This is a genomic window from Okeania sp. (genome assembly GCF_983059655.1).
The window spans coordinates 1-24,374 of the sequence record NZ_CEZPJD010000004.1; the positions used below are offsets into that span (position 1 = coordinate 1).

The window sequence follows — 24,374 nt, forward strand, 5'->3', positions numbered from 1 at the left end:
TCTGCGGTTTCTATGTATACACTATTTTGGGTAAAGATGCAACCTTGATGTGTACAATAATTATATTTGAGTTCTGAACAGAAAATCAAATATTTGAGAGAAGGGTAATTTCAGTTATCTGGACTTTTGAAAAAAGTCAAATTAAATCACTTTAATCCTTTATATTCATGAGGTTATACTTAAGCCTACCCCCAAACAAATCCGCTTATTAGCTTTATGCTTCATAAAAACCTATTCATGGTCTCGCAGCCCACAAAAAAAGTTGTAAGAAATAGCTGTGAGAAATGCTTCCAAAGTTTCAGTAAAATTTGTCAAAGGTTTATGAGCATAACCTGTTCTTAGCCCTCCCATTAATTGTTGATAAATTAATGAAAGTATAGGCCACAAAAAATAATATAAAATGACGTATGAAACTGGTTTTATTTCTCATTTGATATTCTTTTAATCCTAACCATCCTTTAGTTTCTCTATAAAACTTTTCAATATAGTTTCTCACAAGAAAATGTTGTAACTATCCATTCTCCTGTCACACTTTCATCTTGTTTGTTTGTGATTAAATAATCTATTTCAGTCGCTGATTCTACAGAACTAATATTCATGACGATCGCTATAGTTCTTTGACCATCCAGACCTTTGATTTCTGCTTTTATGGTAGCTACCCAAACTTTTTTAGGTATATTTTGTTTGATAGTAACTTCAGTAAAATCTTTTTGCTCCAAAGAAAATATAATTTCATCTAACCTTTTTTGTGACTGTTTCTTTCCTGTTTTTTGATGAATAACACTCACCTGACGATTTTTAGCTAAACCTCCTATATAACTTAAGTTCTAGACTTTCTAACGCCTGTAAGAATGAAGAATTATTACCATAACCTCCATCCACTAACACTATGCCTGGTCGATATTTTCTGGACAAAGTTTTTTTGACTAACTTATATCATGTTCGGATAATTACTTATAATAAACTTTTTGTTTGTAGTTGGGCTTTAGCCCTTACAATGCTTAGTATATAGTATCTCTTGGAATAAGGAGGCAAGAAAATAAAGAATATTCTTTTTTTATCTTCTTACAAATCTGGAAAATCCATATTCAATAATTAAGATAAAATGGGTGCATCCCATATTTGCAAAAATACTTTTTTTCCTAATATATTCCCTGTGCTCTAAAAGCGATAATTTTTTGGCTTTATTCAAAATTGAAATGCACCCGATAAAACCTATTTAACATTTATCTATAAAAATACTAGATAAATAAATTTATAATTACAAATAGTCATTATAGTCATTTCAGTTAAGATTGAGACAAGGATTTCTTACCTTGAAAGAGTTTTAGCTGAAAAAGTGTTCCAATCTTATTCAGAATGACTATATCTTGAGCATCAATTTTGACTGAAAAATTAGCTCTCAAATTTGATTTTAACTGCCGAACTAACAGCTATGTTATTCTTCCAAGATATAATTCTATGCAGCTATGAATTCAGAATACAATGATCGATTATGTGTTCTGAATTCTTAGAATAGACTTATGAAGATGATTTGCGTAGCTGTCCAACTGGAATTTCTGTGAATGGTTGTTTTAAGTCTTCAATTAGTTGCATAAGATCTTTTTGACTAGCTTGATATACTTCTCCACAAAATTCGCAGACTGCCTGGGCACCACTGTCTTTTTCAATCATATCTTTTAGTTCATCAACACCAAACATTTTTAATGCTCCTAACACTTTTTCAAAAGAGCAACCACAGTGAAAACGAACTATCTGACTTTCGGGAAATATATTTAAGTCCATGTCTCCCAAAAGTTGTTGCAAAATTTCTGGTAATGTTTTGCCAGCTCGAAGCAATGGAGTAAACCCTGATAGGGAGGCTATACGAGATTCTAAGGTTTGAACTAACTCTTCATCTATGGCTGCTTTGGGCAGAACTTGTAACAACAGTCCTCCTGCTGCTTGTATACCCTCTTTATCTACAAATACTCCTAACACTAAAGCGGATGGTGTTTGTTCTGATGTAATTAAGTAATTAGCAATATCATCTCCAATTTCTCCAGATACTAGCTCTACTGTACTGGAATATGGATAGCCATAACCTACATCTTTCACTATATATAAGAAGCCTTGATTACCTACAGCTTTTCCTACGTCCAATTTGCCGATTTTATTTGGTGACAGTTCAATTGTAGGATTGTCTACATAGCCTCTTACTGTTCCATCTAGTCCTGCATCTACAAGTACTCCTCCTAGAGGACCATTTCCTTGGACGTGAATATTGACTCTTGATTCTGGGGTTTTCATACTAGAAGCTAATAATAGTCCAGCAGCCATTGTGCGGCCAAGAGCAGCGGAGGCCACCCAAGAAAGTTTATGTCGTTGTCTTGCTTCTTCAGTTAAGCGGGTGGTAATTACACCAACAGCACGAATGCCACCTTCTGCTGCTGTAGCTCTAATTAGTCGATCTGCCATTGAAGTCCTTACATTTCTTAATAATTCTGATTGTCTTTATCATAACTCTGTTGCAATATTCCTGTTAAGTTGGTCAGAAATTTAATAGATGTAAGTGATAGCTATACATAATTTATTTCCTAGTTTTTGTGCTAGTTTTATGTTTATTGTGTTAGTCTAAGTTTTTAGATATAATGATATATTATAGATAGTATTCTTTAGTTATAAAACTAAAGATGAATATTATTTTTAGAAAAAATTTACTCCTATAATACATAGTTATAAATTATAAAAATCAATCAATTTGCATCCAAAATTTGCTTCACTTAATTCCTAATTATCTGGAAATAATGTTATCCTAGATACTTGTGATTTTCTAGTTTTGTTTGAGAAAAAGATACTAAATATAAATTCAAAAATTCTATTACTATATTGTTATGTTAGGTACTTTCCAAAAAAGCCATTTGCGGATTGAGATTGAAGCTACCGAAGCTATGATCGGAGAAAGTTTGCTACGTTCATCCAAGTTACAAATATGGTTGTGGCCTCAACAGTTTTCTCCTGGACTACCAGAACAATTATCTGAAGGTTTAGAGTTTAAAAGTATGGTTGGTCTAATAGAAATTAAACATTATGTTGATGTAGTAGGACCGAATTGTTTGAGGTTGCTACTTAGTCAAGGTATTGATGGATTTCACGAGTGGTATTGGGGAGATGGTTGGATACAATCTCGTTTAGAAGGAATATCTATGTTGCCTCTAAATTTAGGTCAGACTTTTAGTTTACTTCGCTTGCGAGAGTTTTTAACGACACCAGAAAAAGCTGTGAAGTTTTAAGTTATTTATTCTTTAAGATATGGCAATTATTTCTATTTTCAGTAAATTGTGAGTGTATAAGGTTAAAAAAATTCATAATAATACTTTTGTGGTGCAAGTGTTTTACCGGGTACTGGTGTACTTCACTTACTTATAAAATATGTCGTATCTTTGATTTAACTGTAACCTATTCAGGATTACTGTACTAAGTTATCAGCTATTTTTATCAGACTGCTATTAATGTAAAAAAAATCCAAGCGATCGCTTAAAAATCATCAAATTTATAATTTTATTTCTCTAGCAGCTATAACAATTAAATTGTCTTTTTCCTGAAAAATATAGCGCTCGGGATTAATTTCAAATTTACCTTGAGGTTGAGAAACTGCTATTAGAATAGCGTTATGATTTTGCTTAATATGTACAAACAAATCTAAAAAAGTTTTCCCTACCCATTCAGCAGTAATAGTTATCCGATAAAACTGATTTCCCCTTTCATAAGTTAGTAATTCTGAAAATACACCCATTAATCCTCTATTCAAAGCAGCTTGAGCTAATAAAAAACCACTTTGTTCCTGGCTAACTATATAATCATTGACATGACCCATATCTAAGTGAGAACCATATTCACGATTAAGTAATTCAGCACAGGTATAAACACTTGGATTTAATTTTTCGGCTGTTAAGGCAGCTAAAATTGTCCGAGCATCTGCATCTTGATCGCTACGACCATGAGTTTTATCACACAAAATAATACAAGTTTCAGCTCGACTTATACCTGCTTTTTCTAAAGCAGTAACTTTGGTAAAATCGTCTTTGAGAAATTGTATCCGCGATTCTAAATCTGAGGTAATAAAATTAGGTTCATCATCAAATTCAGCTATTACAATAATTGGTATTTTTTCGCTTTTACCAGCAGCTTTAAATTCTCTAACTATAATCTCAGCTTTGCGGTTCCAACCACAAATAATTGTATGATTACTAAAACTTTCCCAGTCCACAATATCATCCTCTCTACGTATTCGATCTACCATAAATGCTGATACTGTTCCAGTGAACATAGCAAAAATAGTAACATTCATAAACATGACAAATACTCCAACTATTTTTCCTCCTAATGAGGATGGTGAAGCTGGAATTGGTTCGCCAGCAAATAGAGAATAAACACTAAACCAAAATCCTGCTTCTAAGGAAGTGAAGTTTGGGTTATTACTACCTTCAAATACTAAGATAGAGACACTACTAAACATAATAGTAAGTACCAGTAGTCCAACAACTATTAGGTATTCTTTTATTCCTCTTTGTAAGATATAGGGAAATGTGCTGGCATAACGGTGGAAAAAACCAGGTAATCTAAGTATTCTTAGTAAACGTAATAGTTGTAAAGCTCTAATTGTCCTGAATACTCTTAGTAATGGTAATATAGCTAGTATATCTAACCAGTATTCTTGGAAATAAACTTTTTTATTAGGAGCAACGATAAACCGGAAACTTAATTCTATAACAAATAATATAGTGAATATTCTACTAAGGATATTACATAATAATAGATAGGGTGATTTTTCAGGTATAGATAATTCTACTATGGTTAGTATAACTGACAAAATTATAATTATACCAATAGTAATATTGACTATTGGTAGTTGCAAAAAACGCTGTAAATAAAGTTGAAAATTGTGTTTTTTTAATAGGAATAAAAGACTAGAATTTGAATTAGTCATAAATTAAAGAGAAAAAAACACCTATTAATACATTATTCGGCTACATATAGGATTTTGGTCTGGGATGTGGAAACCCAGTGCTACGAAAAAGTTATGGAGGGAATAGTTAAGGGTGGAAAACAGCACTAAATAGGGCTTGTTGAATAAAATTGTAATCAATACCTGTAAAGGTCTCCAGGGTTTTTTATTATGAAAAAGTACAAGGTTTTTGGCTGTTGTAGCCTCAAAATACTAATACTTTTCCTTTGAGTATCAGAAAATTTGGCCGTAGTAGATAGTCTAAACTGTTGCCTGTTGCCTATTGCCTATCATCACCATCAGACTTTTTCAGCAAATTCTAAATAGTAGCAAATACGAGGAGACAAGCTACTTGATCGGCGCGCTTTTTTTATAAAAAACATCAATTCTAGCTCAATCTAGATTTATAGTCATTCCAGTTAAGATTGAGACAAGGGTTTCTTACTTTTTCAGAATTACTATACATCTCAAATAAGAACACTATATAGTGCCGATAAATTTACTGAGGTACAGTAGTTTTTCCGATCTTTTATTCCTTGTTTCTCTAATTAATGCTCCCTACTCCCTAAAAATTACTAATTTTGTACCTCACGGTTTTTGGGAATTACTATGTATGAATGTTCAGCAACTATCAAAATTTTTATAATAGCAGCAGCTTGTTGATTTAATAAACCATGATTTTCTAATTTTTATTTTTGGATAAAATTATTGGAATCAAAAATTAGAAAGCTTTTTTGTTATATATTAGTCTCCTAGTTTTTGCTTAAAATTTGGATAGGTACTATGGTCGTTGATATTGACTATGCGACTTTCATCACCTGTTGCTGTTAAATTTTCATAGATTCCTTGGTCTCTTTTTACTAATTTACTAAATCCTTGACTTTTTAAATCACTTATACCTGTTTCTACTATTACTCTAGGGGCACTAATCATACGTTTAACAGGAGTGTCTTCTGGGGTATCACCCATATCGCATTTAGCTAATTTGCATAACTGGCCCCAAGTTGTAATATTTTCATTTATACTGTGCCAAACTTCTAGTTTTTGCTGATTAGTTGGACAAAAATAATCGTATACAGGCATAGTAATCCTTACTGGCAGTAAAAGACTTGAATTTTAATTATAGATGATGCTAAAGCATTTCCATGGATTATGAACAGAAAATTCAAATTTTGAGAGATTGTAAGAATAGTGAGAATGAATCAAGAAAGTTTTTGATAGGAAAAAATTATAGGCTAACATCTACAACTCATCTATAAAAACTATCTATACAATATACCAATTAAAAAAAAATCCACCAAAAAAAAAGGCTAAAAATTATGTCTAAATGGATGCATTTTTAACCACTAGAACAGCCAATTTATTGGCTGATTTTTCTCTTTCACCTTTGTTTAAAAGACAATGGTATTCTACCTATAAATCCTTACAAGATTGTCGTCCAAACCGCTCCAAATTAATGAATAGATACATCCAATAAATTCCTGGAACTGATGGTTCATATGTTACTCTTGCTATAGATCATACCGCTTATCCGCTTATTAGATTCTCTTACTTTAAAAGACCGAGTTTATCATCATTCACCTAATAACTTTCAAAAAGTAACTGAGGGGCATATCTATAGCACCATAGCTTGGATTCCAGAAGAACAAGGAAGTTAGGCATTACCATTAAGACATGAAAGAATCAGTAGTTTTGAAACACCAATTAATAAAGCTACTTGGCAATTAAAATAAGTAAGAAAAAGTACAAAATTTCCCATTTTAGCTTTACGCTTATAGTGAATATGGTAATGGTTCTTGGGCTAATCAAACAGTAGATATCGAAGTAGATTGTTTGATCAGAATTCGCTCAAATTGCTGTTTATATGGTGACCCTGGAAAATATAGTGGTCGAGGACGACCAAGAAAACATGGGGATAAATTTAAACTTCAGGAGAAATCTACTTGGTGGAATGCAACAGAAACAGTGGAATTAGATGAGGATAAACTAGGTAAAATCACGCGTCAGAAAATGGTCTGAGTTACATTTTCGCTCATCCGCATCAGTTCCGATGACCCTGATTTTAGTTGAGAGGCTTAAAACTAATAAAAAAGGGCTACTTCAAAGACCTTTATGGTTAGTTTTTATGGGTAGATATAAACTAGATTTACTCCCCCTAGAATTACTCACTGAAAAAATATTTAAGACGCTTCGCGCTGTTGACCATTGGTATAGATTGATCGAGCAAAGATTACATTGGACATTACCTGCACTCAGTAAACCTCATCAATGTGAAAGATAGGAGTGATTTAATGCCATTACTAACTTGGCAATTATGGCTGTCTAGAGATATAGTTGAAGAACATCATCTTCCTTGGCATAAGCCTCAGAAAAATTTAAGCCCTGGAAGGGTAGTATAATCAATGTTCGGACTTTTGGTTGAGATTGGAACCCCTGCTAAAATTCCCAAACTCCATGGAAAATCCACTGGTTGGAAAACAGGTAAAATCAGAAGCAAAAGAACCCGTTATCCTGTAGTAAAAAAACGAAAAAGTCCCACAAAAAAAGCAAAAAATCTGAAAACTTAGACTCAAATTTTGCTTAATTTACCTTCTTTTTTCACCCAAAACAATCTTGGGATATTTTGCTATAGTCTAAACTCCAGAAAATAGGATTGCTATAGCTTTCGAAGCGAGAATATTTTTCACTCTTTCCCTTTTTCCCTACTGACTATTTCCTAAATTTTTTCTTGTGGGTATTCCAACAGACAGAATATAATTGTCTTTGCCAAAGGGATTATTATTAACATAAGCAAAGATAAAAAACCTACAGCTGACGGCGAGTTAGCCATTTGCGCAGTATTCCGCAGGAAATACTTATCTTATTCCTTAGCGATCTATGTGAGGCTCTATACTTTATTATCTGAAATTAATCTGATAAATTAATTAAGCTTAATTATGATTTTCAACAGTCTTGATAGAGTGTTATTACACTAATTAATTTTTTTTGTTGTCATCCAGCTATGATTAGTTTAAATTTACAGTTTGATGTTAATATAAAATCTCAATATACACAAATTAAATAATTTTAAGGAGAATTAATTAATGAGTGATTTTAAAGTAACACCACAAAGCGATCTAACTACCAGTCAAATGTTAGAGAGATACAATTTAGACGATGAAATAACTTTAAAACGTTGGACACAATTACATGGTATTGACAATAGTCGTGGTTATTACAATCCAGATGAAGTAGATTTAATAGATCATGTACATCATCATATTTATAATCTTGGCATGAGTATTATTGATTATCAAAGTTTTATAGATCGTCGTCAAATTTCACCACAACAATTTACTCAGGAAAATGATAAAAATATGATGGAAAATCATATTGATACAAATGTAAGTAATTCGGCACAAACAGACAAAACTACAGAAAATTTTGTTTGTAATGATTATGATGCAATAAATAATAATTCAGAGGAAATTAATAATGAAGAGTATGCAGCCATAGAAATGTTAAAAAAACAGTATTCTGAAGCAATTGATTTAATGGGAGAAAAAATAGCTGACCATTTTATAGATGAATTAGATCTATCTGTAATGCGACATCTTGTTAAAAAGGTAAAAGAACGTCAAAGACTTAATGGCAAAGTTTCATCAAATCGTTTCCTGAAAACAATTAAAGCTGTTTTACAGCCTCAAAATGGTAATTTTCTTGTTCCTCAAGATAAAGACGATGAATCTAGTATGGAACTAGAACAAAATCATCGACTTGGTTAATTGATTTTTTTAGCAATAGTTTGCTGTTATTGGGGTGGGTTTTACATCAGAGTTTTTTGAACTTAATTTAATTTTTTGTTCAACCTAATACTTCTCATAAATAGTAGAGTAGAAATAGATTGTTATGATCATAAATATAGCAATCTTATTCAAGATAACAATCTCCTTCAATTTATGAAGTATTTCAGACTTTGAGGGAGTTGAACACAATCAAATTATGATGAATGATTTAGGGTTTATGCAAATAGACATTAAAAAAAGGCAGTAGGTCATTTCAGTTATCAGTTATCAGTACCTCTGACTAAAGTCGGAGGCTTGAAAAGACTGAATTGAATATTTTTTCGTTTCCTTAAAAGGGAAGGCTTTGGACCTCATTTTTTGGTAATGGGCAATAAAGGAGAAATAATTGATAATTTAGGGAATATTCAACAATTAATAATTAAATAATTCAGGTTTAAAGCCTCCCCTTTTAATGGAAAAAAAGAAATAATATCTCCTGATATTCAATCCTCTCGGTTTTAACCAGAGGTAATAATCAATTATCCATTATCCATTAATGAACTCTCTTTGAAAAGAAGAGGATTGGCTCAAAGGAAAAATTGTTCTCTATTATCCCCTCAAAAGGGGAGGCTTTAAACCACAATTTTTCGGTAAATAAGGGAAAATAGAATTAAATAGTAGCAAGTATGAGGAGAATCTAAGATACTTGCATCAGTATGCTTTTTTTCTAATAAAAAACTTCAATTTATATTTACATATCAAATAAGAATATCAAAACACTATATAAAAAGAAATGATTAAATCTTGGATGATAATTGGTGCGGTTACTTTCTTAATTGCATTTAGTAGTAGCATTTTCACGCCTTCTAGAGGTGTCCAATGGTTTAGACATCTACAACGGCCTCATTGGTTAACTTTTGAAAGAGCAATTCCCATCATTTGGACGATAATTTTTATTTGTGCTGCTTGGTCTGCATATATTATCTGGGAACAGGAGCCAGGAACTCAAAAAACTTGGCTATTAATGACACTATATTTATTGTTAGAAATTGTGACAATAGCCTATACACCTGTGATGTTTTGGATGCAAAATTTGAAGGTAGGAACAATTATTGGAGGAACGGGTTTTGTATTAAGTCTGATACTAATTTTGACTGTTTGGCAAATTAATAGTTGGGCTGGAATATTATTATTACCTTATACATTTTGGAGTCCAATTGGTACTTATACTACTTGGGAAATGAATCGTATTAATTCTGAAAATTAGTAAGATTGATTAAGTAGCCTGGTGTAATTAAATATCACTATGCCATTGCAACTGGAATGTAGTTGAAGGAAGCAATATCAAAGGTTTTATAGCGTTTCCCAAAGTCGTGAGGTATGGTTTTTTTTTGTCTTTTTATTCCGTGTTCCCTCAAACCTAAAACTTTGTACCTTATAAGTATGGGAATTTCTATAACTGGTTTATCTTTATGTTACATAGTGAGGTTTATTTGTGCCTACTTAACTTAATATGAAAAAAGCCTGTAAGTAGAAAATCAGAATGAAAATTTCAATTCGTTTGGCTAAAATTGAAGAAAAAGAAAAAATAATTGATCTACAAACAGAGTCTTTAAGAATTTTATGTGTTCAAGATTATAAAGCGTCACAAATAGAATCTTTAGTCAGAGGACAAGCACGATTAAGATTCAAAAGCGAGGCAGTTTTTTTGGCAACTTATAATGAACAAATTGTTGGTTTTAGCTCTATTAATGTTAATAAATATGAAATTCATGGTCTTTTTGTTTCTCCAAAATTTACACGTCAAGGTATTGGTACAAAATTATTGGAAACTCTAGAAAAAATTGCTATCCATAAAAAGCATAAATTTATCTATGTTAATTCTTCCTTAACAGCTATGCTATTTTATAGCAATAGAGGGTATAAGATAATTCGAGAATCAGGTTTCTATTCCGAAGGAAAATTTTGGGTAGATACTGTATTGATGAAAAAAAAATTAATAATTAGCGATGTAATTAGTGAAAAAAAAATGCTGATTCTGGCAATTTATCTTTTAGCAAAAAAACAGATTTATCAGCCTATTTTTATACTTTTACAAGATTATCGATTAATGTTATCTACAAAAATAGAAAAACAGAATCAACACATAGTTTATTTTGTCGGCTCTATCATAATTATTATGATAATTTCTATAGTGCTATCTTTGATATAAAATGATCGATGATAATTGAAATAATTGATTTAGAAATTAATTTTCATGGAAATAATTGATTATATAGTTGTAATAATTTACTTGGTATTTATTCTGTTTTTTGGTTTTTTTCTACAAAGAAAAGCTTCCACAGGAATAGAGTCTTACTTTCTCGGAAATCGGAATTTGCCTTGGTGGGTTTTGGGTGCTTCTGGTATGGCTTCTAATACTGACCTTGCCGGTACTATGATATTAACTGCTTTAGTTTATGCTTTAGGAACTAAGGGATTTTTTATTGAAATTAGAGGTGGAATAGTATTATATTTAGGGTGTTTAATGACATTTATTGGGAAGTGGAATCGTCGCGCTCAAGTAATGACTGTTGCAGAATGGATGCAGTTACGTTTTGGTATGGGTAGAGAAGGAAATATTGCCAGAATTATTAGTGCAGTTGCTAATATTATTTTTGCTATTGCTTCTATTAGTTATTTTGCTGTTGGAGGTGGCAAATTTTTAGGAAATTTTTTTGGTATTGATGATGGAATTGCTGGAATTTTACTGATTTTATTGGCTTTGATTTATACTGCTGTTAGTGGTTTTTATGGAGTAGTTTTGACAGATATTTTTCAAGGAATATTGATTTTTGTAGCAATTTTATATATCTGTTTTATGGCTTTTCAAACTGAAAATCTACCAGAGACTTTTTCAATTTCCATTCCTGGTACGGAACAATTACAGCAATGGAGTTTAGCAGAATGGAGTAGTATTACTCCACCAATAACTATTGATTTGCCAGGGGATTATAGTATTTTTAATTTGTTTGGCGGAGTAATGTTATTTTATACTTTTAAAGTATTTCTCGAAGGTGCTGCTGGTGGGGGTGGTTATGTAGCTCAACGTTACTTTGCTGCGAAGAGCGATCGCGAGGCTGGATTACTTTCTTTATTCTGGATTTTTTTGTTATCTTTTCGATGGCCTCTAGTTACAGCTTTTGCAGTATTAGGAATAGATTATGGTCTGAAAAATCAGGTAATTTCTGACCCTGAATTAGTTTTACCTACTGTAATTGCGGAATATATTCCTGTAGGAATTAAGGGTTTATTAATTGCTTGTTTTATTGCAGCAGCAATGTCAACTTTTGATTCTATTATTAATTCTAGTGCTGCATATTGGGTTAAGGATATTTATCAAGCTTATCTTCAACCTGAAGCTTCTAATCAACAATTAGTTAATCAAGGTCGTTTAGCGTCTATTGTGATTGTTGGTTTAGGGTTAATTTTTAGTTTTAATATTACGAATATTAATGATATCTGGGGATGGCTAACTTTAGGCTTAGGAACTGGGCTGTTTATTCCTTTAGTATTGAGATGGTATTGGTGGAGATTTAATGGTTATGGGTTTGCCATTGGTACTGGAGCGGGTTTGATTGCTGCTATTTTGACAAAAGGAGTAATTTTACCTGTGGTGAATAATTCCCAAATTCAGGAATATATTTTATTTTTAGTGCCGAGTATTTGTTCTTTTGTTGGATGTATTTTGGGGACATTCTTGACTCCAGCAACTAACTTAGAAACAATTAATAATTTTTATCGTGTGACCAGACCTTTTGGTTTTTGGGGAGTAGTGAGGAAAAACTTACCAACTAATATTCAGGCAAAAATTCAGGCAGAAAATCAACGAGATATTATGGCAGCTTTGATTGCTACTCCTTGGCAGTTGGTTTTATTTTTGATGGGAATTATGTTGATGATGAAGCAGTGGGATAATTTTGGTATTTTATTATTAATATTTATTGTTTTGTCGATTGGATTGTATTTTACTTGGTTTAAGTATTTAGATAAAATTTGAAGAATGCAGAAGGGAAAATTGTATGGGAATTCTCACCCCAAACAATTTTGAACACCGTATAGACGGTGGGGTATTAAACCCATAAGGGAAAATATAAACTTAAGCTAATATGCTTTAATTTTGGAATGTAAAAATAATTCCTTAATCTCTATTTCCTAGTTCAAGACATTTGAGATTTTAATACTTAAATTACCAACTTAGATTTTTTGTTGAGGAATTTTTAGTGATTTTTACATTTCTTATTAAAGATCAGATTGTAAAAATACTTAATACTAATTGAGGCAAATTTTAGTTAAGCTGAAAGTAACTCACCAGATATTAAATCTAAATAGGTAAAAATATATGGCAACTATTTCTCCAAATCTGGAATCTAATCAAAAACGTTGGCAAACAATAGTTTGTTTAACTTTAGGCTTCTGGTTAAGCGCCTGCATAATTTTAGATGGGGTAATTATGCCTAGTATGTATGCTTCTGGCATGATGAATACATCAGATTTTACAGCAGCAGGCTCAATAATGTTTTCCTTATTTAACCGAGTTGAATTAATTTGTGCAAGCTTAGGTTTAACAGGTTTATTAGTATTAAGTGCTACGCCAAATAATTTAATTAAAAATACTAAAACAGCAATTATTTTTTCTATAGCATTGTTGGCGATCGCTCTAATTGATACTTACGGTTTAACTCCTCAAATGAGTGCTTTGGGCATAAATCTAAATCTGTTTGAATCAGTGAAAGAACTTCCTGTAACCATGAATCAAATGCACGGCGGTTACTGGTTATTAGAAGTAATTAAATTAGTTGTTGGCGGTACTTTACTTGGTTGGTGTTATCAACAAAAAAACTAATGAGTTGTAGGTGAAAAAAGTAAGGTGGGTGAATTTTGGTTGAGATAAGAGGTTGTCTGAGAAGTTCTATTTGCTACATCCAAGCCTCCTAAATCCCCCAATTTTTGGGGACTTTTTAGAAGCAAATTGACTATTGTTCCCCCTAAATTTGGGAGGCTAGGGGAGCCAAATTGAGTATCAAAAAACTTTTCAGATATCCTCTAAAATTAATCTCAATTAAGTTAATATTTGCTCACTCTACACTTCTAAAAGACAACATATATTTTTATGCACCAATAGTTACTCTTGTAGAGGCTAAGAATGATAATATTAAATCTGGCTTTGGTCAATGTATTGCCGAAATGGTTGCTGCCCAGATTTTTAATCAAAATAAAGGGAATGAAATTCGTAAAATTTATGGGGCTATCACCACAGGAACAGCTTGGCAATTTTTAGAATTAGAAGCTCAAACTCTAATATTAGATTTAGAGGAATATTCTATCAAAAACTTGCCGCAAATTTTAGGAATATTAACCAGTTTTGTTAGTTAGTAAGAGGTAGAGGGAGTAGGGAGCAGGGGAAAATAATTGATAATTTATGTACTATAATTGATTTTATTCATTATTATTGGAGATATCTAAAGTAGATTCCAACTATGATGAGATACAAGCAAGTATTAACATTCAAACCTTTGTAGTGCGAGCATCTTGCTCGCTAGTAGCATACTCAGATAAAACAATATTTTTATTTCTTCCTTCTTCCTTCTTTCTTCTTCCTTCATAAATCTAATATAATCAACCAAATAAATCTGCAACAGATAATTGCCAATCTGTTAATAAATTGAGGATAGGTAAACTATCAGAATCATATCTAACTTCTGGTTGCTGCTTAGGTTGAAAAATCAGCACAGATTCATCTTCATGATCTATTAACCAACCCAACTGAGTACCATTATTTAGACAGAAAAGAATTTTATTAATTAATTGATTAGTACCTTGGTCTGGCGAGAGAATTTCTATTACTCAATCTGGTGTTATTTCAAATTTATTTTCGATTCTACCATTGGCTTTTCTCGGAATACGTTGCCATGCAAAAACTTAAATATCTGGAACTATGGAACGTCCGTTAAAAGTACATCTTAATTCTGAGAATGGCATTGCTAATTTTTGTGGTTCACCTGCTTGACTAATAGCTGATGATAAACAAAATTGAATTCTGCTATGTTCTCCTTCTGGCATTGGTTTTTGATAAATTTTATTGTTAATATATTCTCTTGCTGGTTTTGTTTCTGGCAATTATAAAAATTCTTCTAGACTAATTTGTTTGGATGATTTAACAGAGGTTAACATAACCATTTTACCTCAATGGAATTTTTTTTCTTAATTCATTGATTATATCTATTTTTTAGTAAACATTCAGCCGTCAGCCGTCAGCATTTCCCTACGGGATGCTACGCAAACAGCTATTGCTTTGAGTTGACGAAAAAGCTTTGTTAATAAACACAATCTGAGAGAGTCTTATTGCTGATAGCTGACAGCTAATAGCTGAATGCTTACCTAAATTCTGACTTCATTCGATATGACATACTGCTTCAGCAAAGGTAAAAGAGTAAAATTATTTTCTTGTTTTTCTATTAGGGAACGTCGCTGCAAAGATTTAACAATATTCAATAAATCTGAAAGTGGTATTTGTAAATTATCTAATAAATTTGCAATAGCTATTGCTTCGGTTTTGGTTGCTAAGTGAGAGATTACTTGTTTTTCTAATTCTGATAAACGGGCAAACTCCTGATGTAATAATTCTTTGATTTCTGCATCTAAAAATAGAGGGTCATATTGAAATAATTCTGAGACACTTCCACTGAATAAATCATTAATAGTAGTGGCAATTATATTTAACCAAGTCGGGTTGCCTTGATAAAAGTCAATCAATTTTTGCCATTTTTCGTCTACTTGTAAGTCTTGGTCTTTAAGAATTTTTGTAGCTGCTTCTTCATCTAAACCTTTGAGGTGTAATGAACTAACAGATTTATTTTTACCTGTACTAATTCCTCTGAGTTTTTCTCTGCTAATTATTAGGCAACAACTCTGATGGGAGAGTTCGGCGATAAGGTGGAAAAATTGGCTGTAGTTTTCATGTTCTGGAGCGTAATAACTTGCTAGTTTGCCACTACTAAATATTGTTTGGATGTCATCTAATATTATGAGGCAACGGTACTTTCTCAAATTTTCTAAAAGATGGGAATTTTCGGAGGTTTCGAGAGGGGAATTTTGGTTGGAGATAAATTGAATTAGTCGGGTTTGAATTGTTTTGAGTGATGGGGAGTCTCGGAGACTTTGCCAAATTATATAGTCGAATTTATTTTGAATATTTTTGATGAGTTGAAGAGCTAATGTTGTTTTGCCAATACCATTCATTCCGTGAAGCATCACTATTTTTTTTGTTCTTGGATAATCCACTTTTTCAGGGTTTTTATTTTCTGAGTTCGACCGTAGAATTTTTTATGGTCTGGTGCGTCTGAGAGGTCTATTTTTGGTCGAGGAATAGTCTGGGGTTTGTTGATATTTGGTTGAGTCAAATTTTCAGGGTTTATAGTTTCCGAGGAGGGGGAAGTTTCATGGCAAAAATTTATATAGTTAGTTCCTACAAAATCTTTTTCTATATGTTGTATTGAGAACTGCCATCTATCAAATGCAGTGCGTAGATTAGATTTATTTACTTGTTCTCCGAAAGTCTCTGAAAAAGTTTTCCATAATTCTGAAGCGACATCTCTAACATGACCGTTAGTGCATTGAAATTCTTGAGCTATTTCTGAATACTTTTTACCTTGAAAAGTACCTCGCAATATTACTTGTTGGAGGTCATCTAAATGTTTTCCTGTTTGATTAAAGATGAGATGGTCAGCTAAATTTAATATTTCTTGGATATCCATAGATAAGGTAAGTAGGAAAGTTTTGTATATTGTAGTCCGACATTATCCTACACAAAAATTTTTTTAATCAAATTTAATGACGAAAAGGAGATTTTTCAATCATTAAACTCCCTACTTATGCCAACTATTCCCGACTGACAGTAGAAAAAATTTATGCTGCAATTTAAGAAAAGCAAACATTAAGTCACTAAGTTGATTTATGAAAAAGGAATTATTTAGATTACTTCGAGATAAATTATCTCTAATTTTAAAATATCTACAGCAACAAGAGTTACCCCCAGAAGTGAAAAATGCTGTTAACGATATTTTTGATATTTTAGAAATTGAGCCAGACAATGATAATCCTAACAAACGGGAAGTTTATAAAAGCATTGCTAAATTTCTTCAAGAAAACCTACATCAACCAGAACGTGTATGTTTAGGAATTACCCATAAACTTTGCAGAGAATTTGACGAAAGACTATTAAAAGAAGGAGTAGAAATTAACCAGAAACTTCTCGAAACTGCAAAAGCATTAATTTTAACTATTAAAGTGCATTATGAACCTAAAGTAAATTATGAACCTGAACTACCAACCGTTCAAACTTACAATCGTCAAACAGAAATCTATTACATTAAAGGAAACAAACCAATAGTAACAAGAATAGAACAGGAATTAAAGCGGGATAGTCTACCTGAAGATGTACGTTCAGAGTGGTTACGCGAGGGAGAAAAAAAATTAACTTTTAAACTTTATCCAAAGGAGTAAAAAATTATGCCAATTCCATTTTTAATTCCTATAGCAGTTGCTTTAGGGGTTTCATCAGCCTTAGTATTAATATTTTGGAATCAAATTTTAGAATGGGCACAAGATAGTCTTTTTCCTTGGATTAAACGTAATATTCCTTTAATTGAAGGTGTAGTCAAAGAAGCATTTATTGCTGTAGATAAAGTAGCTACTCCTATCCGCAAAACTATTCGCCAAGCATGGGAAAAGTTGCGTGAATATTTGCTAAAACAAGTAGTAAAACTAGAAAGAAAATCATCAAACAAATGGATAAGACGAGTTACATCTTTGATAATTAAAGTTCTCGAATCTGGTGAAAAAGTGGTGAGACAAGTCGAGACAGAAAAAGAAGTAGATTGGGATGAATTACCTGAAGATGTGCGTAAAGAATTTCTCAGTAAAGGAAAAAGTGAAAGTGAAATTGATGTAACTAAAAGACGTGATGATGAAATTGATCAAATGGATATGTCTGCTTAGTTGCCTAGTATGTTTGACTCAAAAAAATTAAGTATTTAAGGTAAGTAAAAATGACTCAAATTAAAGTTGACTGGCTTACTATTTCTATCGTTGCAGTTGTAGGAGTAGGAATAGGTGTCTATTTTTTAACCAAACAAAGTGAAGCAGAAAATCGCAAGAATATTGATAGCTGGTTTGAGGAAAGATTAGCCATATCATTAGCAGAAAAGTTAGGCATACCGAGTCAGGAAATATTACAAACTTTTCGGGGTTCAGCAAATCCTACAATAATTGCTAGGATTCGTGAAATCGTTAATTCTGCTAGATTAACTTTTACGAAATTATCATCTTTTAATGATGTAGAAATTCGTCTAAGTTTAGATTACAGTAACGGTACATCTTTTGCCGTTGCTAAGAATTGGAAATGGGATGAATTACCAGAAACAATTAGGTATGAATTTCTCAGAAGTGGTAGTAATATCGTGACTCGTCCCTGGGATTTTCCTTGGAATAACTAATAGATTTAGGAGAGTAAATATTATGCGTTGGTTAGTAGCAGTAGGTATGTTAGTAGCAGCAGCAGTAGGAACATTAATTGTTATGCAATTATGGGATGATATACGAGAAACAGTTGCTAAATGGTTACGTCAACAAGGTTTGGAAAAAAGTGCTTTAATGGATGCTTGGGTTAAGCTAGATTCAATTGCTGGAACTGTACGTTCTAGAATTTTTGCTAAAACTGAAAAAACAGGGGAAACTATCATCTCGGAAACTGAATATGAGATGAGTGAAATAGATGATGAAGATGTTAAAAAGCAACTTAAAGAGAGAGGATATTTTGACCGCGATATTATGGATTTACTTGACTAAGAAGAAATTAGTTTTTGCCTGGGAAAAGTTTCTAAGAGTTGAAATTTTTAACTAACTACTTAATTTTTCAATATTTAGCAAATTATTATAAGGAGAATTAATTTATGCCCGCAGGATGGGAAAGACAAACAAATACAAATGCAAATACAGAGGAAACAAAAAGTACAATTCCAAACAAACCTACCGAACAAACTCCCGCTAATAACTCCTCTGAAAAAACAACTGAAATAAACAGAATGGAAATGTTTATTCCAGAAGAACCCCAGAAAAGTTTAGACAATCTAATAATTCCCTCAACTGTTAAAAATAGAATTGATACAGCACTAAATAGAATTAAAGATCACGATATTTTATATCACCAATGGAACTTAAAAAGTATTGACCCCCGTGGTAAACGTACCGCGATTAATTTATTTGGATTACCAGGTACAGGTAAAACCTTTTGTGCAGAAGCGATCGCTCACTTTTTAGGCAAGAAAATTATCAAAGTTAATTATGCAGAAATTGAGTCTAAATATGTGGGTGAAACGCCAAAAAATATCACGGCAGCTTTTGAAAAAGCTAAAGAAACTGACTCAGTTTTATTCTTTGATGAAGCTGACTCTATCTTGGGAAAAAGATTAACTAATGTCACTCAAAGTTCTGACCATGGAGTTAATGTTAGTCGTTCTGTAATGTTACTTCAACTAGATAAATTTGATGGAGTTGTAATTTTTGCCACGAACCTCGCAAAAAATTATGATGGTGCATTTGTGCGCCGAATTTTGGCACATATTGAATTTGAATTACCAGACAAAGAATGTCGTATTAAACTATGGAAATATCTATTGCCAAAAGAAGTGCCAACTACAGAAGATGTTAATCCAGAATGGTTAGCAAATGAATCAGAAGAACTTGCTGGAGGTGATATTTTAAATGTTGTAATTGCAGCAGCAAGTCGCGCATTTATGAGAGAAGGAGAAGCTCAAAAAGTTTCCCCTTTTGACTTAGCTGAAGAAATCAAATTTGTGCGAGAAGCAAAGACAAAAATTGGTTCTCCTCACTATGAAACTAATCAACAAAAACCCAAAATTAAAGAGACAATAATAGAACCAGATGATTTATCTCCAGAACTTCGCGATCGATACGATAAAGCTATTTCAGAAATAGATAAGTCTGAGAAAAATTCATCAGCAGTAAATAATGTATAACAATCCTATTTCAATAGCAGTTATTTAATCCACAAGGTACAGTTTTATATCCCCCCCAACCCCCCTTAAAAAGGGGGGAGTCTTCAAAGTCCCCCTTTCTAAGGGGGATTTAGGGGGATTGTAAATATACCTTATTAAACAGAGAAATGCTATATTTAAACTTAACTATTTTCAGATTCTTCTGGCTCCTCTTCACCAGAGAATAAAAGACGAATACCCATAATTGCAAATCCAATTGCAGCAGTAATCTTTACTATATTTGTTGGTAAAATTTCTGCTACTCCTTGCCCTACTAAAACTCCTAAAAAGCTAGTTAATAATAGAGCAGATGCAGTACCAAAAAATACCGCCTGGGGAAATTTTGAAGACCCACCAAGAGCGATCGCTGCTAATTGACTTTTATCTCCTAATTCGGATAAAAAAACTGCGATAAAACTTAAACCTAAAAGTTGCCAATCCATAGTTAGTTAATAAGTGAGAAGGAAGAAGGAAGAAGGAAGAAGAAGGAAGAAGGAAGAAGAATATTTATATAAAATCGAGCTTTTATCAAGAAAGAAGTCAGAATTTAATTTTATAAGTAGGAATAGATATCTCTTATTTCTAATGAAGAATAATAATTTACTTTAAACCTCTTACTTCCATATTATTAATTCTGACTCCTGACTCCTGACTCCTGACTCCTGATTTTTCAACCAGGAAAATTTTCATAAAAAACTTCTACAATTAAAGTCAAAGATATTAGTAATAAAATAATTCCTGCTGACCTTTCTATAGTTTTAGGAGAGAGGTGACTAGCTAACCATTGCCCTAACAATACTCCCAATAAACTTGTAGTTACTAAAGCACTACCTGCACCTGCAAATACTATCCAAGGAGATTGAGATTCGGCAGTCATTAATAAAGTAGTCAGTTGAGTTTTATCACCAATTTCTGCTAAAAGTATTGTCACAAAAGTTGAGGCAAATACTGCCCATGCTCCTGTTTTTTGTACCTTTGTTTCTTGTGGTTCTGATTGAGAACTGGTAGGGGGTAAAATTTCACCTTTTTCTGAACTAACTTGTAAAGGTAAGTTCTGATAAACTTCTTTTTGTTCTAAATCTATTTGGGTTTTATCTGTATTTTCTCTGGTCTGGAAAAATTTCACTGGCAACTATAATAAATTACTAAATTGAATATATGTAAATTTTTTCAATCTGGTTTATTGTTTCAGATAATCACTTTGAATGTCAAATACTTACCGAAGAATTAATTATTAATTGTTAATTATTAATTATTGAAAATACCCACTGCATGATTAAAGCGCAACATTTCTAGACTCCGATCGCCGTACATATCTCCAATGTGCTGCTGACAACATTCAATAGCAAATTCATTGAGTTCTTCTGGTTCAATACCATACAATTCTTTAAAGGTATCTGGTTGGACTCGACAAAAACGGGGCCTTTCAGGGTAAATACGGCATTCTCGCTTTAAACTATCGTAATTAATACACCATCCATCTGCCCCTACTAAACTCATATAATGCTTTAGCTCTTCTGTAGATAAATATTCTTCTAATTCTGGACGCTCTGTTGGGTCTAAGTAACAACAAGCACCACAATTTTTTACACAACGCCAACTAGCCATTTTTTTTTAGCCAATAGTTATCGATTAACGGCCTTCTGATTGTAGCAGAGTGACATACTCTAACACTAAGCTTGCGCTATAGTGTGGGCTTCTCGTTTCGTAGCATTGAATGGGCATCGAAAACATTCAATTTGCTGCCGATTCAGCTAAATTATTGAGTTTTGTAAAGTATCTTAAATTAAATTAGCGATGGCTTGGTAGAATAAAAGACGGTTTTTCAGCTCAATATATATTTGATTTATTCTTAGGGGAAATATGGGGTTTTTAACAGATTTGTTCAGTAACATTAACTTTGAAACTATTGCCCAGTTAACAATGTTGGCCATGGTTGTCATTGCTGGCCCTGTAGTTATTGTACTACTGGCACTTCGGGGTGGCGATTTGTAATACTGTTTCACGGAAGTCAGAAGTCAATTGTTTGGGGTTACTAAGACACGGAGTGGCGTGTCGAAGACTATCCATAAGCAATTAGACTTTCTGCCTTCTTCAATAATTATTTCGATGATCGGCGATCGCAATTACCGAAAAATTCAGTTATAAAGCCTCTCCATTCATGGAGAAAAAAGAAAAAAAATCCTCTTATCCAATCCTCTTAGTTTATAAGAAGAGGTAATTCTAAATTCTAAATTCTAAATTCTAAATTCTTGAATTTCTCCAAATCGATAACCTTTTCGATAAACAGTATAAATAAGTGGCAACTCTCCATTTACTTCTATTTTTCGTCGCAATAAACGTACTTGTGCTGCTAAAACGTTACTGCTTGGTTTTTCTCCTTCTCCCCACAAATATTCATAGATTTGCTGATGAGTTAGAAGTTGACCGGGGTGGATCATAAAATATGCCAGCAATTTACATTCTTTTTCTGATAAATTAATTATCAGTCCACCGCGATAAGCCACTTGATTTTCTATATCTAGCTCTAAATCTGCTACTTGTAGATGTTGCTCAGTTGTGCTTGTTTCCATGTTTTGGGGACGACGTAATAATGCCCGAACTCTTGCTAATAACTCTCGCAACTCGAAAGGTTTAACTAAGTAATCATCTGCTCCAGCATCTAATCCAGTAACGCGATCGTCTACCGTATCTTTAGCAGTAAGAAATAAAACTGGTGTATAGTCGTGGCGCGATCGTAACTCCTGACAAATTTCTAATCCTGTTTTGTGAGGTAACATCCAATCTAAAATCAGCAAATCATAGTTACCCTGACTTGCCATCTGACTACCAATTTTTCCATTATCAGCAACATCAACACTATACCCCTCTCGATTCAAAGCACGACTTAGAGGAGAAGTTAACTCTGGCTCATCATCCACTAAAAGAATTTGCATTTGATGAATTTAAGGTTCATTATACCATTTCACGGAAGTTATAAGTCAAAAGTCAAAAGTCAAAAGTAAGATTTTATAGCGCTACGCGCTAGGGAATAGGGAATAGCAAATTGTAAAAGGGTTTTAGCATTGAAAAATGTCCGCACCCAATTATTGTAGTGCTATACTTAAGATCAAAACTTTGATGCTACAGTAATTTCAGGAAATTATTTAACATTTAAAGTTTGAAACTATTTGTGACCAAAAAATAAAGTTCAATATTTCAAGCCTCTGACTTTCCTAGGTCATGCTGCGCAAATAGGTAGAGATACTGATAACTGAAATGACATCTTTAAAGTGCATTGGTATCAGTTAAAATTTTGAATCAAAAATAGTCTCTGATTCAACCTCTGCTGCTGCTAACCACTCTTGCATATCAGCTAATGCCCAAACTGCTTCAGCATAAGCTTGTGCCACTGGTTCGAGTTTCACATGATAAGTAGCAAAGCGAGAGACTACCGGAGCATACATAGCATCAGCAATTGTAAACTTACCAAACAGCATATCACCTTCTGCTCCAAATTTTTCGCGACACTCTCGCCACATTTTGCCGATCCTCTCAATTTCTGGTCTCACCTCTGGAATTATGCCTACCTCTGGATAACGACCTCGACAATCCATTGGCATATATTGGCGTAAATTTGGGAATCCTGCGTGCATCTCGGCACTAATTGCCCGCGCTACTGCTCGTGCTTCATGATTTTTCGGCCACAAAGAATTTGCAAATTTATCCGCTACATATTCACAAATTGCTAGAGATTCCCATATCTTAATATCCCCGTCTAACAAAACTGGTACTAGACCAGTAGGAGAATATTTTAAAATTTCTTGGTGGGTAATATGTGTATCTAGAGGAATTTTAATTTCAGTAAATTTTACTCCTGCTTGTTTCATAGCTAACCAGGCTCGTAAAGACCAAGAAGAATAATTTTTGTTACCGATAATTAGAGTCAATTTACTCATCATTTTTTCAATATTTTATAAGTACAACATACAACTAACTATTAGACCGATATTCTTTGTTTAAGATAGTATAGTATACCATGTTAGTTTGATAATAATTAGCCTCTTTTTCGTATTTCATTCCTACTTTTTCTATTACTCATCGGGAGGCAATATTTTCAGGTTGAGCGTTCGCGGAGCGTGGCGTCAGCTATCGCTACAATTTTCTCTAACTTTAACTCCTCAAATCCGTATCTTAAACTTGCTTTTGCTGCTTCTGTTGCTAATCCTCGATACCAATATGCAGGATTTAATAAGTAGCCAAGCTCAATTTCTGGAGTATTGTCGAGAAAACAAAGCCCGCAACGACCAATCATTTTATTATCTCTTTTATATACTACAGCCCACATTCCAAAATTATTTTTTTCCCAACTCTTGATCGTAGTCAATATTTTTGCTTTTGTTTCTGCCCTAGTTAGAATACCTTTTCCCACATACTTCATTACCTGTGGATTATGATACAGATTACATAATTCATCTAAATCATTAAGGATAAATTGTCTTAATTTTAATCTTTCTGTTTCAATTTAAACCATAATAATTAGAATTA

General features: G+C 32.8%; 27 protein-coding genes and 1 pseudogene. 15 read left to right on the forward strand and 13 right to left on the reverse strand.

Translation table 11 applies throughout. The annotated features are described in order from the left end of the window. Positions 1 to 479: 479 nt before the first annotated feature. Both AC3DU7_RS00715 and hslO read right to left on the reverse strand, forming a co-directional pair. The gene (locus AC3DU7_RS00715; protein ID WP_488037453.1) at positions 480 to 788 is read right to left on the reverse strand and encodes a hypothetical protein; all 309 of its coding nucleotides are present in this window, start codon (positions 786 to 788) and stop codon (positions 480 to 482) included. Positions 789 to 1,521: 733 nt separating this feature from the next. Beyond that, positions 1,522 to 2,457, reverse strand: coding sequence for an Hsp33 family molecular chaperone HslO (hslO, locus tag AC3DU7_RS00720; protein WP_488037454.1), 936 nt, complete (start codon positions 2,455 to 2,457; stop codon positions 1,522 to 1,524). Between the two features lie 416 nt (positions 2,458 to 2,873). Here hslO and AC3DU7_RS00725 point away from each other — a divergent pair, with 416 nt between their 5' ends. Then, positions 2,874 to 3,272 carry a hypothetical protein gene (locus tag AC3DU7_RS00725; RefSeq protein WP_488037455.1) on the forward strand — a complete coding sequence of 133 codons (399 nt, stop codon included), beginning with the start codon at positions 2,874 to 2,876 and terminating at the stop codon, positions 3,270 to 3,272. 260 nt (positions 3,273 to 3,532) lie between these two features. Here AC3DU7_RS00725 and AC3DU7_RS00730 read toward each other — a convergent pair whose 3' ends face one another. Together AC3DU7_RS00730 and AC3DU7_RS00735 are read right to left on the reverse strand one after the other, a co-directional pair. Beyond that, on the reverse strand, positions 3,533 to 4,969 hold the full coding sequence (locus tag AC3DU7_RS00730; protein WP_488037456.1) for an ion transporter: 1,437 nt from the start codon (positions 4,967 to 4,969) through the stop codon (positions 3,533 to 3,535). Between the two features lie 762 nt (positions 4,970 to 5,731). After that, entirely contained in the window at positions 5,732 to 6,070 is a 339-nt protein-coding gene (locus tag AC3DU7_RS00735; protein WP_488037457.1) for an FmdB family zinc ribbon protein, read from the reverse strand. A 750-nt stretch (positions 6,071 to 6,820) separates the two neighbouring features. On the opposite strand from AC3DU7_RS00735, the gene AC3DU7_RS00740 reads away from it, so the two are divergent. The 8 genes from AC3DU7_RS00740 to AC3DU7_RS00775 all read left to right on the forward strand — a co-directional run bounded on the left by AC3DU7_RS00740 (position 6,821) and on the right by AC3DU7_RS00775 (position 14,166). Then, positions 6,821 to 7,006: a hypothetical protein gene (locus AC3DU7_RS00740; RefSeq protein WP_488037458.1), complete on the forward strand. Its 186-nt coding sequence runs from the start codon at positions 6,821 to 6,823 to the stop codon at positions 7,004 to 7,006. A 31-nt stretch (positions 7,007 to 7,037) separates the two neighbouring features. Then, positions 7,038 to 7,268, forward strand: a complete 231-nt coding sequence (locus AC3DU7_RS00745) for a hypothetical protein (protein ID WP_488037459.1) — start codon at positions 7,038 to 7,040, stop codon at positions 7,266 to 7,268. An 802-nt stretch (positions 7,269 to 8,070) separates the two neighbouring features. Next, a complete protein-coding gene (locus tag AC3DU7_RS00750; protein WP_488037460.1) occupies positions 8,071 to 8,751 on the forward strand; it encodes a hypothetical protein in 681 nt (226 codons plus the stop codon). Positions 8,752 to 9,544: 793 nt separating this feature from the next. Beyond that, positions 9,545 to 10,018, forward strand: a complete 474-nt coding sequence (locus AC3DU7_RS00755) for a TspO/MBR family protein (protein WP_488037461.1) — start codon at positions 9,545 to 9,547, stop codon at positions 10,016 to 10,018. A 276-nt stretch (positions 10,019 to 10,294) separates the two neighbouring features. Next, a complete protein-coding gene (locus tag AC3DU7_RS00760) occupies positions 10,295 to 10,963 on the forward strand; it encodes a GNAT family N-acetyltransferase (RefSeq protein ID WP_488037462.1) in 669 nt (222 codons plus the stop codon). Positions 10,964 to 11,008: 45 nt separating this feature from the next. After that, positions 11,009 to 12,790, forward strand: a complete 1,782-nt coding sequence (locus tag AC3DU7_RS00765; RefSeq protein WP_488037463.1) for a sodium:solute symporter family transporter — start codon at positions 11,009 to 11,011, stop codon at positions 12,788 to 12,790. A 342-nt stretch (positions 12,791 to 13,132) separates the two neighbouring features. Beyond that, on the forward strand, positions 13,133 to 13,636 hold the full coding sequence (locus tag AC3DU7_RS00770; protein WP_293075921.1) for a DUF4149 domain-containing protein: 504 nt from the start codon (positions 13,133 to 13,135) through the stop codon (positions 13,634 to 13,636). A 170-nt stretch (positions 13,637 to 13,806) separates the two neighbouring features. After that, positions 13,807 to 14,166, forward strand: coding sequence for a hypothetical protein (locus AC3DU7_RS00775; protein WP_488037464.1), 360 nt, complete (start codon positions 13,807 to 13,809; stop codon positions 14,164 to 14,166). A gap of 243 nt (positions 14,167 to 14,409) precedes the next feature. On the opposite strand, the pseudogene AC3DU7_RS00780 reads toward AC3DU7_RS00775, so the two are convergent. The 3 genes and pseudogenes from AC3DU7_RS00780 to AC3DU7_RS00790 form a co-directional block, all read right to left on the reverse strand. Continuing rightward, positions 14,410 to 14,910 (reverse strand): annotated as a pseudogene (locus AC3DU7_RS00780) (Uma2 family endonuclease). A 261-nt stretch (positions 14,911 to 15,171) separates the two neighbouring features. Continuing rightward, positions 15,172 to 16,044 (reverse strand): NB-ARC domain-containing protein, encoded by an 873-nt coding sequence (locus AC3DU7_RS00785; RefSeq protein WP_488037487.1) that lies wholly within the window; start codon positions 16,042 to 16,044, stop codon positions 15,172 to 15,174. 2 nt (positions 16,045 to 16,046) lie between these two features. Beyond that, a complete protein-coding gene (locus AC3DU7_RS00790; RefSeq protein ID WP_488037465.1) occupies positions 16,047 to 16,547 on the reverse strand; it encodes a helix-turn-helix domain-containing protein in 501 nt (166 codons plus the stop codon). A 199-nt stretch (positions 16,548 to 16,746) separates the two neighbouring features. Between AC3DU7_RS00790 and AC3DU7_RS00795 the strand changes: the two genes are divergently transcribed. From AC3DU7_RS00795 to AC3DU7_RS00815, 5 genes are all read left to right on the forward strand, one after another. Beyond that, entirely contained in the window at positions 16,747 to 17,295 is a 549-nt protein-coding gene (locus AC3DU7_RS00795) for a hypothetical protein (protein WP_488037466.1), read from the forward strand. Between the two features lie 6 nt (positions 17,296 to 17,301). Then, positions 17,302 to 17,790, forward strand: a complete 489-nt coding sequence (locus AC3DU7_RS00800) for a hypothetical protein (protein WP_488037467.1) — start codon at positions 17,302 to 17,304, stop codon at positions 17,788 to 17,790. A gap of 50 nt (positions 17,791 to 17,840) precedes the next feature. Next, entirely contained in the window at positions 17,841 to 18,287 is a 447-nt protein-coding gene (locus tag AC3DU7_RS00805) for a hypothetical protein (RefSeq protein WP_488037468.1), read from the forward strand. A 22-nt stretch (positions 18,288 to 18,309) separates the two neighbouring features. Then, positions 18,310 to 18,639, forward strand: a complete 330-nt coding sequence (locus AC3DU7_RS00810) for a hypothetical protein (protein ID WP_488037469.1) — start codon at positions 18,310 to 18,312, stop codon at positions 18,637 to 18,639. A 104-nt stretch (positions 18,640 to 18,743) separates the two neighbouring features. Then, positions 18,744 to 19,829, forward strand: coding sequence for an ATP-binding protein (locus tag AC3DU7_RS00815; RefSeq protein ID WP_488037470.1), 1,086 nt, complete (start codon positions 18,744 to 18,746; stop codon positions 19,827 to 19,829). 161 nt (positions 19,830 to 19,990) lie between these two features. Here AC3DU7_RS00815 and AC3DU7_RS00820 read toward each other — a convergent pair whose 3' ends face one another. From AC3DU7_RS00820 to AC3DU7_RS00830, 3 genes are all read right to left on the reverse strand, one after another. Next, positions 19,991 to 20,290 carry a TMEM165/GDT1 family protein gene (locus tag AC3DU7_RS00820; RefSeq protein ID WP_488037471.1) on the reverse strand — a complete coding sequence of 100 codons (300 nt, stop codon included), beginning with the start codon at positions 20,288 to 20,290 and terminating at the stop codon, positions 19,991 to 19,993. Between the two features lie 227 nt (positions 20,291 to 20,517). Further along, positions 20,518 to 20,973 (reverse strand): TMEM165/GDT1 family protein, encoded by a 456-nt coding sequence (locus AC3DU7_RS00825; protein ID WP_488037472.1) that lies wholly within the window; start codon positions 20,971 to 20,973, stop codon positions 20,518 to 20,520. 122 nt (positions 20,974 to 21,095) lie between these two features. Then, a complete protein-coding gene (locus tag AC3DU7_RS00830; protein WP_488037473.1) occupies positions 21,096 to 21,455 on the reverse strand; it encodes a YkgJ family cysteine cluster protein in 360 nt (119 codons plus the stop codon). Positions 21,456 to 21,710: 255 nt separating this feature from the next. Here AC3DU7_RS00830 and psb30 point away from each other — a divergent pair, with 255 nt between their 5' ends. Further along, positions 21,711 to 21,842: a photosystem II reaction center protein Ycf12/Psb30 gene (gene psb30, locus AC3DU7_RS00835; protein WP_124144053.1), complete on the forward strand. Its 132-nt coding sequence runs from the start codon at positions 21,711 to 21,713 to the stop codon at positions 21,840 to 21,842. A gap of 242 nt (positions 21,843 to 22,084) precedes the next feature. On the opposite strand, the gene rppA is transcribed toward psb30, so the two are convergent. From rppA to AC3DU7_RS00850, 3 genes are all read right to left on the reverse strand, one after another. Further along, entirely contained in the window at positions 22,085 to 22,783 is a 699-nt protein-coding gene (gene rppA, locus AC3DU7_RS00840) for a two-component system response regulator RppA (RefSeq protein WP_488037474.1), read from the reverse strand. Positions 22,784 to 23,134: 351 nt separating this feature from the next. After that, a complete protein-coding gene (locus tag AC3DU7_RS00845) occupies positions 23,135 to 23,788 on the reverse strand; it encodes a glutathione S-transferase family protein (RefSeq protein WP_488037475.1) in 654 nt (217 codons plus the stop codon). 155 nt (positions 23,789 to 23,943) lie between these two features. After that, a complete protein-coding gene (locus tag AC3DU7_RS00850; RefSeq protein WP_488037488.1) occupies positions 23,944 to 24,351 on the reverse strand; it encodes a GNAT family N-acetyltransferase in 408 nt (135 codons plus the stop codon). Between the last annotated feature and the right edge of the window lie 23 nt (positions 24,352 to 24,374).